Consider the following 12,990-nt stretch of genomic DNA (forward strand, 5'->3'; position numbering starts at 1 on the left):
GCAATGAATATCGGTGACAAGGTCCGCGTCGAGCGGATGCCGGACGGTCTGCCGCCCGACAACAAGCAATTGCAGACGCTGTTTCGCGGCTGCCTCGGCAAGACATTTCCGATCGTCAAAATCGACGATGGTTTGGTCGAACTGCATGTCGGCGAAGTTTTCGGCAAGCCGGCCGATTATCATCAGATCTGGCTCGAGCCGAGTCAGGTGAAGCTGGTCGAGGCTTGAGCCTTTGACCCTGATGCCACAACCCGTTCCGGCCGAGCAGACCGCCAATCCCGAGATTACGCGGCGACGGACGTTCGCGATCATTTCGCATCCCGACGCCGGCAAGACGACTCTGACCGAAAAGCTGCTGCTGTTCGGCGGCGCCATCCAGATGGCAGGCGCGGTGAAAGCACGCGGCGAGCGCCGGCGCACGCGCTCCGACTGGATGCAAATCGAGCAGCAGCGCGGCATCTCCGTGACGTCCTCGGTGATGACGTTCGAGCGCAACGGCATCGTCTACAATCTGCTCGATACGCCAGGCCACTCCGACTTCAGCGAGGATACATATCGGACGTTGTCGGCGGTCGACGCGGCCGTGATGGTGATGGACGCGGCGAAGGGCATCGAAAGCCAGACGCGCAAATTGTTCGAAGTCTGCCGCCTGCGCGATATCCCGATCATCACGTTCATCAACAAGATCGACCGCGAGGCGGAAGATCCGCTGACGTTGCTGGATCTTATTGCATCGGATCTGGCGCTCGATCTGGTGCCGATGGGGTGGCCGATCGGCATGGGAACGGATTTCCGCGGCGTTCTGGATCTGGCGGACAAGAAGATCCTTTTGCCGGAAAGCCAGGAGCGCGGTGCGCCGTACGGGCACGCCGAGCCATTGGATGCCCTTGAGGACATCCGGCAGATCGCTGGCATCGACGAACGAATCGCATCGCGGGTTCTCGAAGGCGTCGAGCTTGCGCAAGGCGCGTTGCCGTCCTTCGATCTCGAATCGTTCCGCGAAGGCCACTTGTCGCCGGTCTTCTTCGGTAGCGCGCTCAAAAACTTCGGCGTCGAGCAATTGCTCGACGCGCTCGGAAAATGGGCGCCTGGCCCCTTAGCGCGCAAGGCGACGCAGCGCACCGTTCAGCCGGGCGAAGATCAGGTGACGGGGTTCGTCTTCAAGGTTCAGGCGAACATGGACCCGAACCACCGCGATCGCATGGCGTTCGTGCGGCTGTGCTCGGGACGATTTCGGCGCGGCATGAAATTGCTGCATGTTCGCGACAACAAGCCGATGACCGTCTCATCTCCGACGTTCTTTTTCGGCCAGGGCCGCGAAACGGCCGACGAAGCCTACGCGGGCGACATCATCGGCGTGCCGAACCATGGCACGCTCCGCGTCGGCGATACGCTGACCGAAAAGGAAAATCTGAAGTTCACCGGCATTCCAAATTTTGCGCCGGAGCTTTTGCGTCGCGTCGTTCTGGCGGACGCCATGAAAGCCAAACAGTTGAATCGGGCACTCGAAGATCTGGCCGAAGAGGGCATCGTGCAGGTCTTTACACCGATTGCGGGCGGTCGGCAGATCTTGGGCGTCGTCGGGCAGCTGCAGTTCGACGTGCTGCAGTCGCGGGTCGCGAACGAATACGGCGTGCCCGTGATGCTGGAGCAGTCACCGTTCGAACTGGCGCGCTGGATATCGGCCGACGATCCGGCCAAGCTTCAGAAGTTCGTTGACGCGCATCGCGGCGAGATCGCGACCGACCGCGACGGCGCGCTGGTGTTCCTGGCGGAAAGCGCCTGGATGCTCAAGTACAAGGGTGAGAAATTTCCCGACGTCAAATTCGCAGCACTCCGCGAGCGCGGCGAATAAGCTGGGCGATCGTTCGGCTATCAGACCGAGGCGCTGGGATTGCGGGCACCGGGTTTGCTGAATTTGCTTTCGACGCTTTGAAGCCATCTGTTGAGAGCGGATTCGAGAGCATCCGTCTGAGCCGAGGCTTTGCTGTGATGCAGCTCGGTTACGGTCTTCTGATCCTCAAGCGAGCCACGAATTTCGTCGTGCTTCTCAATCAAGTCGGTCAGAACGGCGAGCTGGTCGTCGCTGACGATACCGCGAGCTTCGAGTGAGGCGCGCGCCTGCGTGATCCGGTCTTGTAAGGTGGCGAGGCGGGCGCGGAGGTTCCGCGGCGCGAATTCGTCGGCCATTGAATATCGTCTCCTTACTGCGCAGTCATGGGGGACATGCCCTAAACGCAACTCGCTCTCAAGAGTTCCGGCTTTTGTTGGCTAATATGCTCGACGCCGGACGGTGAGACATGATAACCGGCTTGCTGCCCGTCGCTTAGTAAAATTATTGAAATCGTATGCTGAAAATTCGCATCATCCCCTGCCTTGACGTCAAGGACGGCCGCGTCGTCAAGGGCGTAAATTTCGTCGATCTCGTTGATGCCGGCGACCCCGTCGAGGCCGCCGCGGCCTATGATGCAGCTGGCGCAGATGAGCTTTGCTTTCTCGACATAACGGCCAGCCACGAGAACCGCGATACGATTTTCGACGTCGTCGAGCGTACGGCTAACCGCTGCTTCATGCCATTGACGGTCGGCGGGGGCGTGCGCACCGTCGAAGATATCCGCAGGCTTCTGGAAGCCGGCGCCGACAAGGTTTCGATCAACACGGCGGCCGTCGACAACCGCTCCTTCGTCAAGGAGGCAAGCGAGAAATTCGGCGCGCAGTGCATCGTCGTCGCCATCGATGCGAAGAAAGTTTCTGGCCCCGGCGAGGCGCCCAGGTGGGAGATATTTACTCACGGCGGCCGTAAACCGACCGGCATCGACGCGATCGGCTATGCGCGCGAAGTCGCGGCGCTGGGCGCCGGTGAAATCCTGCTCACCTCAATGGATCGGGACGGCACCAAATCCGGCTTTGACGTAGCCTTGACGCGGGCCATCGCGGACGCCGTGTCGATTCCGGTCATCGCCTCGGGTGGCGTCGGCACGCTCGAACATCTGGTCGACGGCGTGCGCGACGGTCATGCCAGCGCGGTGCTCGCCGCGTCGATCTTCCATTTCGGAACCTATTCAATCCCCGAGGCCAAGGCGTTCATGGCGAAGGCCGGTCTCGCCATGCGGCTCGACGCGTGAACGGCTGAGCTAGGGCGCAGGCGTCTTATCGGGATACCTGCAAAGGTCATTGATCAGACAGCGCCAGCATTCGGGTTTGCGGGCTTTGCAGACATAGCGCCCGTGCAGGATCAGCCAGTGATGGGCGTGCATTGCGTACTGGGGCGGCACGACGCGTAGCAAATCCGCTTCGACGGCGAGCGGCGTTGAGCCATTCGACAGCCCGATCCTGTTGGCGACACGAAGGACGTGGGTATCGACCGCCATCGTCGGCTGGCCGAACGCGATATTCATCACGACGTTCGCCGTCTTGCGGCCGACGCCCGGCAGCGTTTCGAGGATATCCCGATCGGCCGGGATTTTGCTGTCGAATTCGTCAACCAGCTTTTGCGATAGCCCGATGACGTTCTTCGCCTTGTTGCGATATAGGCCGATCGTCTTGATGTGGTCGCGGAGCTTGTCCTCCCCGAGAGCCAGCATCTTTTTTGGGCTATCGGCAATCTTGAACAGCGCGCGCGTCGCCTTGTTGACGCCAGCGTCGGTCGCCTGGGCGGACAGCACGACTGCGACAAGGAGCGTATAAGGATTGATATACTCGAGTTCGCCTTTGGGCTCGGGACTCGCCTTATGAAAGCGGCGAAAAACTTCACGAATCTCAGTTTCACTTAGGAGATGCGGCGTCCGGGGCGCCTTTGCGGCGGGCGTTGCCTGTTTTCCAGGCTTGCCTTTGAACCCGGAACTTCTGATCATCGGGCGGATTGTAGGATCGGAAGCTTTGGCCATTAGGGTCCGTTTTTAATAGCGGAACTTGCAAGCTGGAAGTAGGGCAGAGACTAGCAGCCGTAGAAGCAACGAGATGACCGACACTTCGCCTCAAAAGCAATCGTCCAAAGAAGCCCAGTTCGTGCTTCATCCCCATCGATCGCTCAGCCCGTTCGGATTTTTGATCCTGATGGCGTCGATCGGGATCTTCAGCTTTGTGTTCGGGATGGTTTTCTTGATGATGGGGGCGTGGCCCGTCTTCGGCTTTTTCGGGCTCGACGTGGCGCTGGTCTACTATGCGTTCAAGCGCAACTACCGCGACGGCAGACTCTACGAGACAATCACGCTGTCACCGGAAGCTTTGAAGCTGACGCGCGTGCATCCGTCGGGCCGTTGCGAGGAATTTGATTTCAATCCGTATTGGGCGCGCGTGCGCTGCACGACAGACCGGCCGGACGGGCGGACGTCGTTGCGGCTCGTGGCGCAGGGCCGGGAAATTCTGTTCGGGCAGTTTTTAACGGATGATGAGCGTCGCAACCTGGCCGATGCACTGACCGGCGCGTTGATCTCATCGCGCACGGCCCGGTTTTAGCTTTCGCTACAAAGGCCTGGGTCCCGGGTCTCGCAAAGGGGCTCGCCCGGGATGACAAGTTCGCGGGTGTATTTAGCGCAGAGAGCGGCTAGTCGTTCAGCATCGTCAATGCGGCGCGGCGATCGCTGGGCTTCAGTTTCAAGAACTGGGTTCTCGCGGCTTTGATGTCTTTGTCGGCCCCCGTTTCCGCCGCGGTCTTGAGGGACTTGGTCGCCGCATGATCGGCGCCGACGAGGAACGACAGCGCGCCCGCCAGACGCCCCATCATTGCTGAATCGAATTTGAATTCGTCCATCACTTGGCTCCGCGCCGATGCTGTTACTGGAACCGGCCGCCGCGCTGCAAGACTTCGATCTTGTAGCCGTCCGGATCTTCGATGAAGAAGAACTTGCCGAACGGTTTGCCGTCGTGGGTCATCGACTTGATGTCTTTCGGCTGGTAACCCGCCGCGACGATGCGGGCGCGCTCGGCTTCGAGGTCATCGACGACGAACGCGAGATGCCCGTAGCCGTTGCCCAGGTCATATGGCTCGGCGTGGCCTTTATTGACCGTCAGCTCGATCTCGAAGTCGTTCTCCGGGTTCTTGAGATAGATCAGCGTGAAATCCGGCCAGTCTCTGCGATCCGAGATTTTGAGGCTGAAGCACGTCTCATAAAATTTCACCGACCGCGCTTCGTCGCGCACGCGCACCATCATGTGTATGGCCTTGGCCATTCTACCGTTCCCTTCGCGTCAAAGCCACGGCCGCGTCGATGCGGTTGATGTTTCGAACGACGTGATCGCAGCATCCTTCTTGAGCGTCAGCCCGATGTTGTCGAGACCGTTCAGCAGGCAATGCTTGCGGAACGAGTCGATGTCGAATTTGATGACGCCGCCGTCGGGGCCGCGAATTTCCTGTTTCTCGAGATCGATCGTCAGCGTGGCGTTGGCGCCGCGGCCGGCATCGTCGAGCAGCTTGTCGACATCGTCTTGCGGCAGCTTGATCGGCAGGATGCCGTTCTGGAAGCAGTTGTTGTAAAAAATATCGGCGAAGTCAGGTGCGATGACGCAACGGATGCCGAAGTCCAACAGGGCCCACGGCGCGTGCTCGCGCGATGACCCGCAACCGAAGTTGTCGCCCGTCACCAGGATCGTCGCGTTGCGGTACTGCGGCTTGTTCAGCACGAAGTCTGCGATCTCGTTCCCTGTCGCGTTGTCGTAACGCATCTCATAGAACAGCGACTTGCCGAGACCCGTTCGCTTGATGGTTTTCAGGAACTGCTTCGGGATGATCATGTCGGTGTCAACGTTGCGTATCGGCAGCGGAGCCGCGACGCCGGTGAGAACCGTAAATTTGTCCATGCTCGTCTCCAGGTATTCAGGCGCGCAGTGTATCTGCGAGCGCCCGGAAATAGCCCTCCGCCGAAATCAGCCGGCGCGCGTGCCGAAACGCGCCGAACTCCAAAATCGCGGCTTCGAGGTCGAAGGGCTTCAGATGTTCAAGCCGTCGTTTAACGCCAGCCTGCTTGCGCCCGTCAAGATGATCCTCGAGCGCGGCCATTATGGTTTCCACATAACCGGATATGCGGCCGAGCTCGCGGGTCGCAGATAGCAGGGCCGAGCGGTCGCCCGGGCGGCTCTCGAGCGTCGCCAGCGCGGCGGAAGCCCGTCCGAGAGTTGCGGCGATTTCCTCAGCGTAAAGAGCGACCTTTTCCCGGCGAAGGCTGTCGAGGCCCGCCGCCACAGCCAGCCAGCGGTGAACCGTTGCCGCCAAATCGGCTAAGCGTTGGACGTAGTCGGCAAGTCGCATGGCAAAGTCCGAACCGGAACCTAGCCAACGAGTCTAAAGCTGCGCGGATGCGCGGGGATAAGTATTTTCAGCGCGCCCGACGTGTCGAGCGTCAGCGAATGCTCGGATCATCGTAGCATTTGCGCATGTATTCGCAGCGATATGAGCCCGCGAAATGCATGCTGTCGCCCTTGGCGGGCGAAATGAAGGTGCAGACTTCGTTGAGGCCCTCCTGCGTCAGCCAGCCTTGGCGGCGGCCGCGCTGGACCGCGAAGCAGTCGGCGGTTTCTTCATCCGGTCCGCGAAATTGATGGCCGCATTCGTGCGCGTAGATCCACTGTTTGACCGGCGTTGAGACGCGGTTGAGCAATCGCGGATTCATGATGAGGAATCCGGGATAGGCGGCGCCATAATCGTCGAGCTTGCTGTCGACGACGGTCGGACGCTGTCCGCAGATCTGTTTATGGCCGTCGAGAGTGAATTCGCCGGGGGGCAGGACATGACTGTCGCCACCTGCCGTCGTGACGTACTGCTCCGGTGTCGGAGTTCCTGCTGGCGAAGGTACGCCTTTGTCCTGCGCGCCGACGGCGGACGAAAACGCGAACATTATGCCCAAGCCGAGGCCGAGGACGCACGGGCGTGTGAACCGTCGCGCTAGCATACGATGACCGCTTTCAGAAGTTGCCCCAATGGTGCCGAATGTGCGTTTACAACATGACGTGAAACGCCAGGCGGCTCAAGTCTACATGCTTTGTGGCATGGATGAGGTTAAATGGGTGTGACGCTCCGGCCATTCAGGTCGCAGCTTCCGCCTCAATTGACTCCATGTCGTCATCAGAAAAGCCGAAATGGTGGCCGACCTCGTGAACGAGCACATGGGCGACAAGATGGCCCAGCTCCTCCTCACCGGCTGCCCATTCATCCAAGATCGGGCGACGGTAGAGAAAGACCATGTCAGGGTCGCGCGCCACATCCAAGACGCTTTGCTTGTCGAGGCTCACACCTTGGTAAAGCCCGGTCAGGTCGTAGGGATCTTCGATACCAAGCTCATCGAGCACGTCGTCGGTTGCAAAATCTTCGACACGGATCAGCAGATCACGGGCCATGTTTCGGAATTCTGCTGGTAGCTTGTTCCACGCGTCGGTGGCGAGGGCCTCGAAATCCTGCAGGCTCGGAGCCTCTGCAGTTTGCCAATCCTTGGACATGTTACGGCGCTCCTCAAGATCTGGCAGTGAGGAGATAGTACGGAAGTGCTAAAATAGAAAGTGCTGGCTATTGCCGTTTGCCAGCGACGATCAGCAATTCCTGAAGGGTGAAGTGCAGGGCGCCGCTATTGTCGCGCCGCGGCCGCAAAAATTTCCGCAACTCGGGCGCACCCTCGTTCAGTATATTTTCGAGCTGCGAAACGACTCTCGGCGCGCAGCGCATGCGTTCGACCCAAGGCGTGAACGCCAGTTCCTTGCCGAATTGCTCGCGCGCCACAATCACAAGGCCGTGGCTTTCGAGAAGATCGATCCAGACTCTCGGCGGCGGCGCAAAACCGTGACCGGGATCGCGCAGTTTCTCGAAGGCATTGTAAGCGGTGGCCGCCTCTTTGAGGCCGGCATCGGACGCATCCGGCAGTAGCTCGCGGTCGGGCGATACATTATCGACCAGTGCGAAGCGTCCGCCCTTTTTCAAAACGCGGTGCGCTTCGATGACGAAGCGCTCTAGATCAGGGAAATGGTGGGCGGCTAATCGGCAGCAAACGAGATCGAATGTCTCGTTGGCGAAGGGCAACGCGCCGGCCTCTGCCGTCGCCGTGGTCATGTTGGTGAGATTGCGGGATGCGGCGAGCTTTGCCGCTTCGCGCAACATTTCATCGGTAATGTCGCTCGCAATGACGTGGGCCACGTGAGGTGCGAAGGCCGCGGCCAGATGCCCGGCACCCGTCGCCACGTCGAGCACATGCCACTGCGGCTGAGGCTCGGCTAATACAACGATCCGCGCCAGGCTTTCGCCTTTTGCATGCACCTCGGATATTGCGTATTCGGCGGCCGCGGAACCGAATTGTGATTTGACGATATCGCTTCTATTTTTTCTCATATCTTTCATTGCGCTAGACTTTCGACGGGAATCGTTCATCCAGTTTGTGCTCTTGCTCAGCTTAACTAAGCTTAATCGCAGTACATTTGCCGCATCTGCCGAATAGCCGACCGGCGTTATCTTTTCTGGCAAACGGCGGGCAACAATAACGCGCTCTGCGCGTCAACTAATTACTCGCTGTCCACTCAGCGTCTTCCGTATCAATCGAGAAAGCATTCATGTCGATACCCTTGGCGTTTCGCCCTCGGCAAGATTCATTGCCGCCCGACGAAGGTTCGTGGCACGGCGACGTTAAGTCTTTCGAACTCAGGGTGCTGAATACCGAGGCCGAAATTCGCGACGCAGTGGGGCTGCGACATCGTGCGTATGCCGCAATGGGATACGCCATCGAAGATGCGAACGGGGAATACACAGACCGTTTCGACGGCTTGTCCACGACGGCGCTGCTCGGTGCATACGATCATGGCCGTCTCGTTGGTTCGATGCGGCTTTGTTTCAGCCATCCCTGGCAAACAATCTCGACGATGCCGTGCGCATCGCATTATCCGGCGCTGAAAGACATCAAGCGCGAACAGACCGGTGGCCTCGTCGAAATTTCGCGTCTTTCGATCGAGCCCGGTGTCAGCAATACGTCTTACCGGACGACGCTTTATGCATTTCTGGTTCGCGGCGCATTCACGGCTGCCAAGGCGGCCGGCGTATCGATGATTCTGATTGCGACAAAGCCCGACTGGGTCAAATTCTACCAATATATGCTGGGATTCGAGCCCATCGGCATGCCGGCGCTTTATCCGCCAGGTGACTTCAAGATTACGCTGCTTGGCGGCAGCCTCGAACAGGCGCAGAGCCGTCAGCGGTTGCAGAACCGCTTCTTCAAGATCACCGAAGAAGAAGTCGCGAGCATGAAGCACGCGATTTCAGCGGCGCTGGCGCGAACGTCATCGCCTGCCAACAAGATCGCTGTTTAGCCCGCTAAATATCCCACGTCCGCACGTCGACGAAGTGGCCTTCGAGCGCCGCTGCCGCCGCCATGATCGGCGACACGAGATGCGTGCGGCCCTTGTAGCCCTGACGGCCTTCGAAATTGCGGTTCGATGTCGAGGCGCACCGTTGGCCCGGCTGCAGCTGGTCCGGATTCATGCCGAGGCACATCGAACATCCGGGCTCGCGCCATTCGAATCCGGCGTCCTTGAATATCTTATCGAGGCCTTCGGCTTCCGCCTGTTCTTTGACGAGACCCGAACCGGGTACGATCATCGCGTAAGCGAGGCGCGATGAAATTTTCTTGCCGTCGACGATCTTGGCAACGGCGCGCAAGTCTTCGATGCGCCCGTTCGTGCAGCTGCCGATCCAAACGACATCGAGCGGGATGTCGCTTATTTTCGTGCCGGGCGTCAGACCCATGTAGTCGAGTGCGCGCAGCATCGAGGCGCGCTTGTTTTCATCATGCACGTCGACCGGGTTCGGCACGACGCCGGAGATCGACGTCACGTCCTCGGGGCTGGTGCCCCAAGATACGATCGGAGGCAGCTTGGCTGCGTCCAGGTGCACTTCGCGGTCGAAGTGGGCGCCTTCGTCGGAGTTGAGCGTCTCCCAATATTTGCGCGCCATGTCCCAGGCCGTGCCCTTCGGCGCGCGGGGGCGATCTTTGATGAAAGCGAACGTCTTGTCATCGGGTGCAATCATGCCGGCGCGCGCACCGCCCTCGATCGACATGTTGCAGACGGTCATGCGGCCTTCCATCGATAAGGCGCGGATTGCGTCGCCCGCGTACTCGATGACGGAACCGGTGCCGCCGGCGGTGCCGATCTCGCCGATGATCGCCAGGACGATATCCTTGGCGCCCACGCCCTTCGGCGTCGTGCCGTCGACGGTGACGCGCATGTTCTTGGCTTTTTTCTGAATGAGCGTCTGCGTCGCGAGCACGTGTTCGACTTCCGACGTGCCGATGCCATGCGCCAGGGCTCCGAATGCGCCATGCGTCGAGGTGTGACTATCGCCGCAGACGATCGTGGTTCCCGGAAGCGTGAAACCCTGCTCCGGCCCAACGACGTGGACGATGCCTTGCCGCTTGTCGCGTTCGTTGAAATATTCGATGCCGAAGTCGCGGGCATTGGCAGCCAGCGTTTCAACCTGGACGCGGCTTTGCTCGTCCGCAATGCCTTTTGTCCGGTCGGTGGTTGGGACATTGTGATCGACGACGGCGAGCGTCTTCTCGGGCGCGCGAACCTTGCGGCCGCTCATCCGCAGACCCTCGAATGCCTGCGGGCTCGTGACCTCATGGATGAGGTGGCGATCGACGTAAAGCAGGCAGGTGCCGTCCGGCGACTTTTCCACCACGTGATCGTCGAAAATTTTATCGTAAAGCGTTTTTGCCATGACTTTCAGGGGCCTTCAGCGCGCATCGATAGGCTCAGGGCGTTAGATAGCGATTGAGGAGCAATACCGCAAATCAGCTGTCGTCGCAGCTGCCATAAGGAAAAAGCCGGGCCGATTTCTCAGCCCGGCAAAGTGAAGAGGGGGAACGTTGCCGTTCCTTACGAGGAGCGCTCGACGGTGGTGGCAGACAACCGGCTCACGGGACCCCGCCTCGTGCAATAGGATACGTGCGTCCCTATCGGCGGATCATGACGCCGCAAAGAGGCACTATTTCGATTTCGTGATTTTGGAAAGAAGAAAATCCCGCAAGAGCTGGACTTTCTTCGAAGATCTTAACTCTTCCGGATACGCAAATATCATGTTCAGCGACGGCTGCTCGATCTCGGTCAGGACGGGCACGAGATCGGATTGGTCCTCTGTCATGTAATCGGGGATCATGCCGATGCCGATGCCGGCCCGGATCGCGTATTTTATCGCGACGACGCTGTTGACGCGCAGCGCCGCCGGCCGCGGCCCGAGCCCATCGCGGCCGGCCGTTTCGATCCAGGCCATCGCATCGAGGTGCTGCGCCGGGATGCCCGTGTAGGCAATAATCCGGTGCTGATCGAGATCGGAAAGCGTGCGCGGCGCGCCGTGTTTGCGAATGTACTGTGCCGAGGCGAAGGCGTGCAAGCGGCTCTCGAAAAGCGGTCGGCGTACCAGATCGCCCTGCTCGGGCTCGCGCGTCCAGATCGCCACGTCGGCGGCGCGCATGCCGATATCGACCTGTTCGTCATTGAGGATCAGCTCAATGCGGATTTCCGGATAGAGTTCGCCGAATTCCTTCAGACGCGGCGTCAGCCAAAGGGTTCCGAAACCGATCGGCGCCGTCACCCGCAGTTCACCCGAGGGCTTCGTCGTCGAATCGGAAAGCAGCGTTTCCGCCGTCTGCAGCTTTGCGAAAACGTCCGCGACCGTGCGGTTCAGAAGTTCACCCTGCTCGGTCAGAACGAGGCCGCGCGCGTGACGGTGAAAGAGGGTCACTTTGAGATTGGCTTCGAGTGCCGAAATCTGGCGGCTCACCGCCGACTGGCTCATGTGCAGCTGGTCGCCGGCATGCGTAAAACTGCCGGCCTCCGCGGCGGCATGAAAAATGCGAAGTTTATCCCAGTCCATTTTTCAGCGCTTTCAGTACTCGAGGGCCATGCGCAGATTACGCGCGGGCGGAGCGGCGCCGAAGTCTAGCGAAACCCTGTTGCGTTGCAATGCGGGCTTAGGAAAAAGGTCATTCGGCCGCGTAGGCTTGGTTTTCGATCGCGGTCAGATAACGTTCCGCCTCAAGCGCCGCCATGCAGCCCATGCCGGCCGCTGTCACAGCCTGACGGAAGACCTCGTCCTTAACGTCACCGGCAGCGAAGACGCCGGGAATCGACGTGGCGGTCGAATCGGGCGCGGTGATCAGATAGCCGGAAGACGTCATCTCGAGCTGGCCTTTGAAGAGCTCCGTTGCGGGCGCATGCCCAATTGCGACGAAGATGCCATCGGCGGACCGTTCCGAGCTTTTTCCGGTTTTCAGATTCCTAAGCTTGATGCCAGTGACTGATTTCGGCGACGTAGTGCCGACGATATCTTCGACAACGGTGTCCCAGATCACGTCGATCTTCGGATTCTTGAGCAATCGCTCCTGCAGGATCTTCTCGGAACGAAGCGTATCGCGGCGGTGGATCAGCGTCACGCGATTGGCAAAGTTCGTCAGAAACAACGCCTCTTCGACAGCCGTGTTGCCGCCACCGACGACGATGACCTCTTTACCCTTGTAGAAAAAGCCGTCGCACGTTGCGCAGGCCGAAACGCCGTGGCCTTTGAAAAAGTCTTCCGAGTGGAGGCCCAGCCAACGCGCCTGAGCGCCCGTGCAGATGATGAGCGCATCGCACGTGTACGTGTCGCCGCTGTCGCCCTCGAGCCTGATCGGGCGGACGCGAAGGTCGACCTTGTTGATGTGATCCATCACGATGTGGGTGCCGACGTGCTCGGCCTGGGCCTGCATCTGCTCCATCAGCCAGGGACCCTGGATGGTCTCGGCAAAGCCCGGATAATTTTCGACGTCAGTCGTGATGGTCAGCTGGCCGCCGGGTTGCGAGCCTTGGATCAACGTCGGGGCGAGCATGGCGCGTGCCGCGTAGACGGCGGCGGTGTATCCGGCCGGACCCGAGCCCAGAATGATCACTCTGGAATGGTGAGGTTTTTTTGTCATGTCTTGAAGCTCCGCCGAGGCTAACTCATTAGCGGGCACGTGCGCGAATCGTCAATGTGGGTACGGG

The 12,990-nt window shown here is 59.9% G+C and carries 17 protein-coding genes; 5 read left to right on the forward strand and 12 right to left on the reverse strand.

Going from position 1 to position 12,990, the window contains the following annotated elements:
- Both VN623_RS01700 and VN623_RS01705 read left to right on the forward strand, forming a co-directional pair.
- On the forward strand, positions 1-228 hold a 228-nt coding region (locus VN623_RS01700), incomplete at its 5' end, for a hypothetical protein (RefSeq protein WP_325567468.1).
- Positions 229-241: 13 nt separating this feature from the next.
- Positions 242-1,855, forward strand: a complete 1,614-nt coding sequence (locus VN623_RS01705) for a peptide chain release factor 3 (RefSeq protein WP_325567470.1) — start codon at positions 242-244, stop codon at positions 1,853-1,855.
- A gap of 20 nt (positions 1,856-1,875) precedes the next feature.
- On the opposite strand, the gene VN623_RS01710 is transcribed toward VN623_RS01705, so the two are convergent.
- Entirely contained in the window at positions 1,876-2,190 is a 315-nt protein-coding gene (locus VN623_RS01710; protein WP_325567472.1) for a hypothetical protein, read from the reverse strand.
- Between the two features lie 158 nt (positions 2,191-2,348).
- On the opposite strand from VN623_RS01710, the gene hisF reads away from it, so the two are divergent.
- The gene (gene hisF / locus VN623_RS01715) at positions 2,349-3,125 is read left to right on the forward strand and encodes an imidazole glycerol phosphate synthase subunit HisF (protein WP_325567474.1); all 777 of its coding nucleotides are present in this window, start codon (positions 2,349-2,351) and stop codon (positions 3,123-3,125) included.
- 9 nt (positions 3,126-3,134) lie between these two features.
- Here hisF and nth read toward each other — a convergent pair whose 3' ends face one another.
- Positions 3,135-3,887 carry an endonuclease III gene (nth, locus tag VN623_RS01720; RefSeq protein WP_325567477.1) on the reverse strand — a complete coding sequence of 251 codons (753 nt, stop codon included), beginning with the start codon at positions 3,885-3,887 and terminating at the stop codon, positions 3,135-3,137.
- 73 nt (positions 3,888-3,960) lie between these two features.
- On the opposite strand from nth, the gene VN623_RS01725 reads away from it, so the two are divergent.
- Complete coding sequence (locus VN623_RS01725) at positions 3,961-4,458, forward strand: DUF2244 domain-containing protein (protein WP_325567479.1); 498 nt, start codon at positions 3,961-3,963, stop codon at positions 4,456-4,458.
- Between the two features lie 88 nt (positions 4,459-4,546).
- On the opposite strand, the gene VN623_RS01730 is transcribed toward VN623_RS01725, so the two are convergent.
- The 7 genes from VN623_RS01730 to VN623_RS01760 form a co-directional block, all read right to left on the reverse strand.
- Positions 4,547-4,753 carry a hypothetical protein gene (locus tag VN623_RS01730; RefSeq protein WP_325567481.1) on the reverse strand — a complete coding sequence of 69 codons (207 nt, stop codon included), beginning with the start codon at positions 4,751-4,753 and terminating at the stop codon, positions 4,547-4,549.
- Positions 4,754-4,776: 23 nt separating this feature from the next.
- Positions 4,777-5,172, reverse strand: a complete 396-nt coding sequence (locus tag VN623_RS01735; protein WP_325567483.1) for a VOC family protein — start codon at positions 5,170-5,172, stop codon at positions 4,777-4,779.
- Positions 5,173-5,190: 18 nt separating this feature from the next.
- Positions 5,191-5,799: a 3-isopropylmalate dehydratase small subunit gene (gene leuD, locus VN623_RS01740; protein WP_325567485.1), complete on the reverse strand. Its 609-nt coding sequence runs from the start codon at positions 5,797-5,799 to the stop codon at positions 5,191-5,193.
- A 16-nt stretch (positions 5,800-5,815) separates the two neighbouring features.
- The gene (locus VN623_RS01745) at positions 5,816-6,247 is read right to left on the reverse strand and encodes a hypothetical protein (RefSeq protein WP_325567487.1); all 432 of its coding nucleotides are present in this window, start codon (positions 6,245-6,247) and stop codon (positions 5,816-5,818) included.
- A gap of 91 nt (positions 6,248-6,338) precedes the next feature.
- Positions 6,339-6,833: a hypothetical protein gene (locus VN623_RS01750; protein ID WP_325567489.1), complete on the reverse strand. Its 495-nt coding sequence runs from the start codon at positions 6,831-6,833 to the stop codon at positions 6,339-6,341.
- A gap of 187 nt (positions 6,834-7,020) precedes the next feature.
- Positions 7,021-7,431 (reverse strand): metallopeptidase family protein, encoded by a 411-nt coding sequence (locus tag VN623_RS01755; RefSeq protein ID WP_325567491.1) that lies wholly within the window; start codon positions 7,429-7,431, stop codon positions 7,021-7,023.
- A gap of 67 nt (positions 7,432-7,498) precedes the next feature.
- Entirely contained in the window at positions 7,499-8,311 is an 813-nt protein-coding gene (locus VN623_RS01760) for a class I SAM-dependent methyltransferase (RefSeq protein WP_325567494.1), read from the reverse strand.
- A gap of 218 nt (positions 8,312-8,529) precedes the next feature.
- Between VN623_RS01760 and VN623_RS01765 the strand changes: the two genes are divergently transcribed.
- Complete coding sequence (locus tag VN623_RS01765; protein WP_325567496.1) at positions 8,530-9,279, forward strand: N-acyl amino acid synthase FeeM domain-containing protein; 750 nt, start codon at positions 8,530-8,532, stop codon at positions 9,277-9,279.
- Positions 9,280-9,283: 4 nt separating this feature from the next.
- On the opposite strand, the gene leuC is transcribed toward VN623_RS01765, so the two are convergent.
- The 3 genes from leuC to trxB all read right to left on the reverse strand — a co-directional run bounded on the left by leuC (position 9,284) and on the right by trxB (position 12,923).
- Entirely contained in the window at positions 9,284-10,690 is a 1,407-nt protein-coding gene (gene leuC / locus VN623_RS01770; RefSeq protein WP_325567498.1) for a 3-isopropylmalate dehydratase large subunit, read from the reverse strand.
- Positions 10,691-10,957: 267 nt separating this feature from the next.
- Positions 10,958-11,845, reverse strand: a complete 888-nt coding sequence (locus tag VN623_RS01775; protein ID WP_325567500.1) for a LysR family transcriptional regulator — start codon at positions 11,843-11,845, stop codon at positions 10,958-10,960.
- Between the two features lie 109 nt (positions 11,846-11,954).
- Positions 11,955-12,923 carry a thioredoxin-disulfide reductase gene (trxB, locus tag VN623_RS01780; RefSeq protein WP_325567502.1) on the reverse strand — a complete coding sequence of 323 codons (969 nt, stop codon included), beginning with the start codon at positions 12,921-12,923 and terminating at the stop codon, positions 11,955-11,957.
- Positions 12,924-12,990 lie beyond the last annotated feature (67 nt).

Source organism: Hyphomicrobium sp., from assembly GCF_035572195.1.
Taxonomy (GTDB): Bacteria; Pseudomonadota; Alphaproteobacteria; order Rhizobiales; family Hyphomicrobiaceae; genus Hyphomicrobium_B.

Excerpts from the sequence above, each read along its gene's own strand:
- VN623_RS01705 (WP_325567470.1), top strand. The coding sequence starts at position 242 with ATGCCACAACCCGTTCCGGCCGAGCAGACCGCCAATCCCGAGATTACG.
- VN623_RS01710 (WP_325567472.1), bottom strand. The coding sequence starts at position 2,190 with ATGGCCGACGAATTCGCGCCGCGGAACCTCCGCGCCCGCCTCGCCACC.
- hisF (WP_325567474.1), top strand. The coding sequence starts at position 2,349 with ATGCTGAAAATTCGCATCATCCCCTGCCTTGACGTCAAGGACGGCCGC.
- nth (WP_325567477.1), bottom strand. The coding sequence starts at position 3,887 with ATGGCCAAAGCTTCCGATCCTACAATCCGCCCGATGATCAGAAGTTCC.
- VN623_RS01725 (WP_325567479.1), top strand. The coding sequence starts at position 3,961 with ATGACCGACACTTCGCCTCAAAAGCAATCGTCCAAAGAAGCCCAGTTC.
- VN623_RS01730 (WP_325567481.1), bottom strand. The coding sequence starts at position 4,753 with ATGGACGAATTCAAATTCGATTCAGCAATGATGGGGCGTCTGGCGGGC.
- VN623_RS01735 (WP_325567483.1), bottom strand. The coding sequence starts at position 5,172 with ATGGCCAAGGCCATACACATGATGGTGCGCGTGCGCGACGAAGCGCGG.
- leuD (WP_325567485.1), bottom strand. The coding sequence starts at position 5,799 with ATGGACAAATTTACGGTTCTCACCGGCGTCGCGGCTCCGCTGCCGATA.
- VN623_RS01745 (WP_325567487.1), bottom strand. The coding sequence starts at position 6,247 with ATGCGACTTGCCGACTACGTCCAACGCTTAGCCGATTTGGCGGCAACG.
- VN623_RS01750 (WP_325567489.1), bottom strand. The coding sequence starts at position 6,833 with ATGTTCGCGTTTTCGTCCGCCGTCGGCGCGCAGGACAAAGGCGTACCT.
- VN623_RS01755 (WP_325567491.1), bottom strand. The coding sequence starts at position 7,431 with ATGTCCAAGGATTGGCAAACTGCAGAGGCTCCGAGCCTGCAGGATTTC.
- VN623_RS01760 (WP_325567494.1), bottom strand. The coding sequence starts at position 8,311 with ATGAGAAAAAATAGAAGCGATATCGTCAAATCACAATTCGGTTCCGCG.
- VN623_RS01765 (WP_325567496.1), top strand. The coding sequence starts at position 8,530 with ATGTCGATACCCTTGGCGTTTCGCCCTCGGCAAGATTCATTGCCGCCC.
- leuC (WP_325567498.1), bottom strand. The coding sequence starts at position 10,690 with ATGGCAAAAACGCTTTACGATAAAATTTTCGACGATCACGTGGTGGAA.
- VN623_RS01775 (WP_325567500.1), bottom strand. The coding sequence starts at position 11,845 with ATGGACTGGGATAAACTTCGCATTTTTCATGCCGCCGCGGAGGCCGGC.
- trxB (WP_325567502.1), bottom strand. The coding sequence starts at position 12,923 with ATGACAAAAAAACCTCACCATTCCAGAGTGATCATTCTGGGCTCGGGT.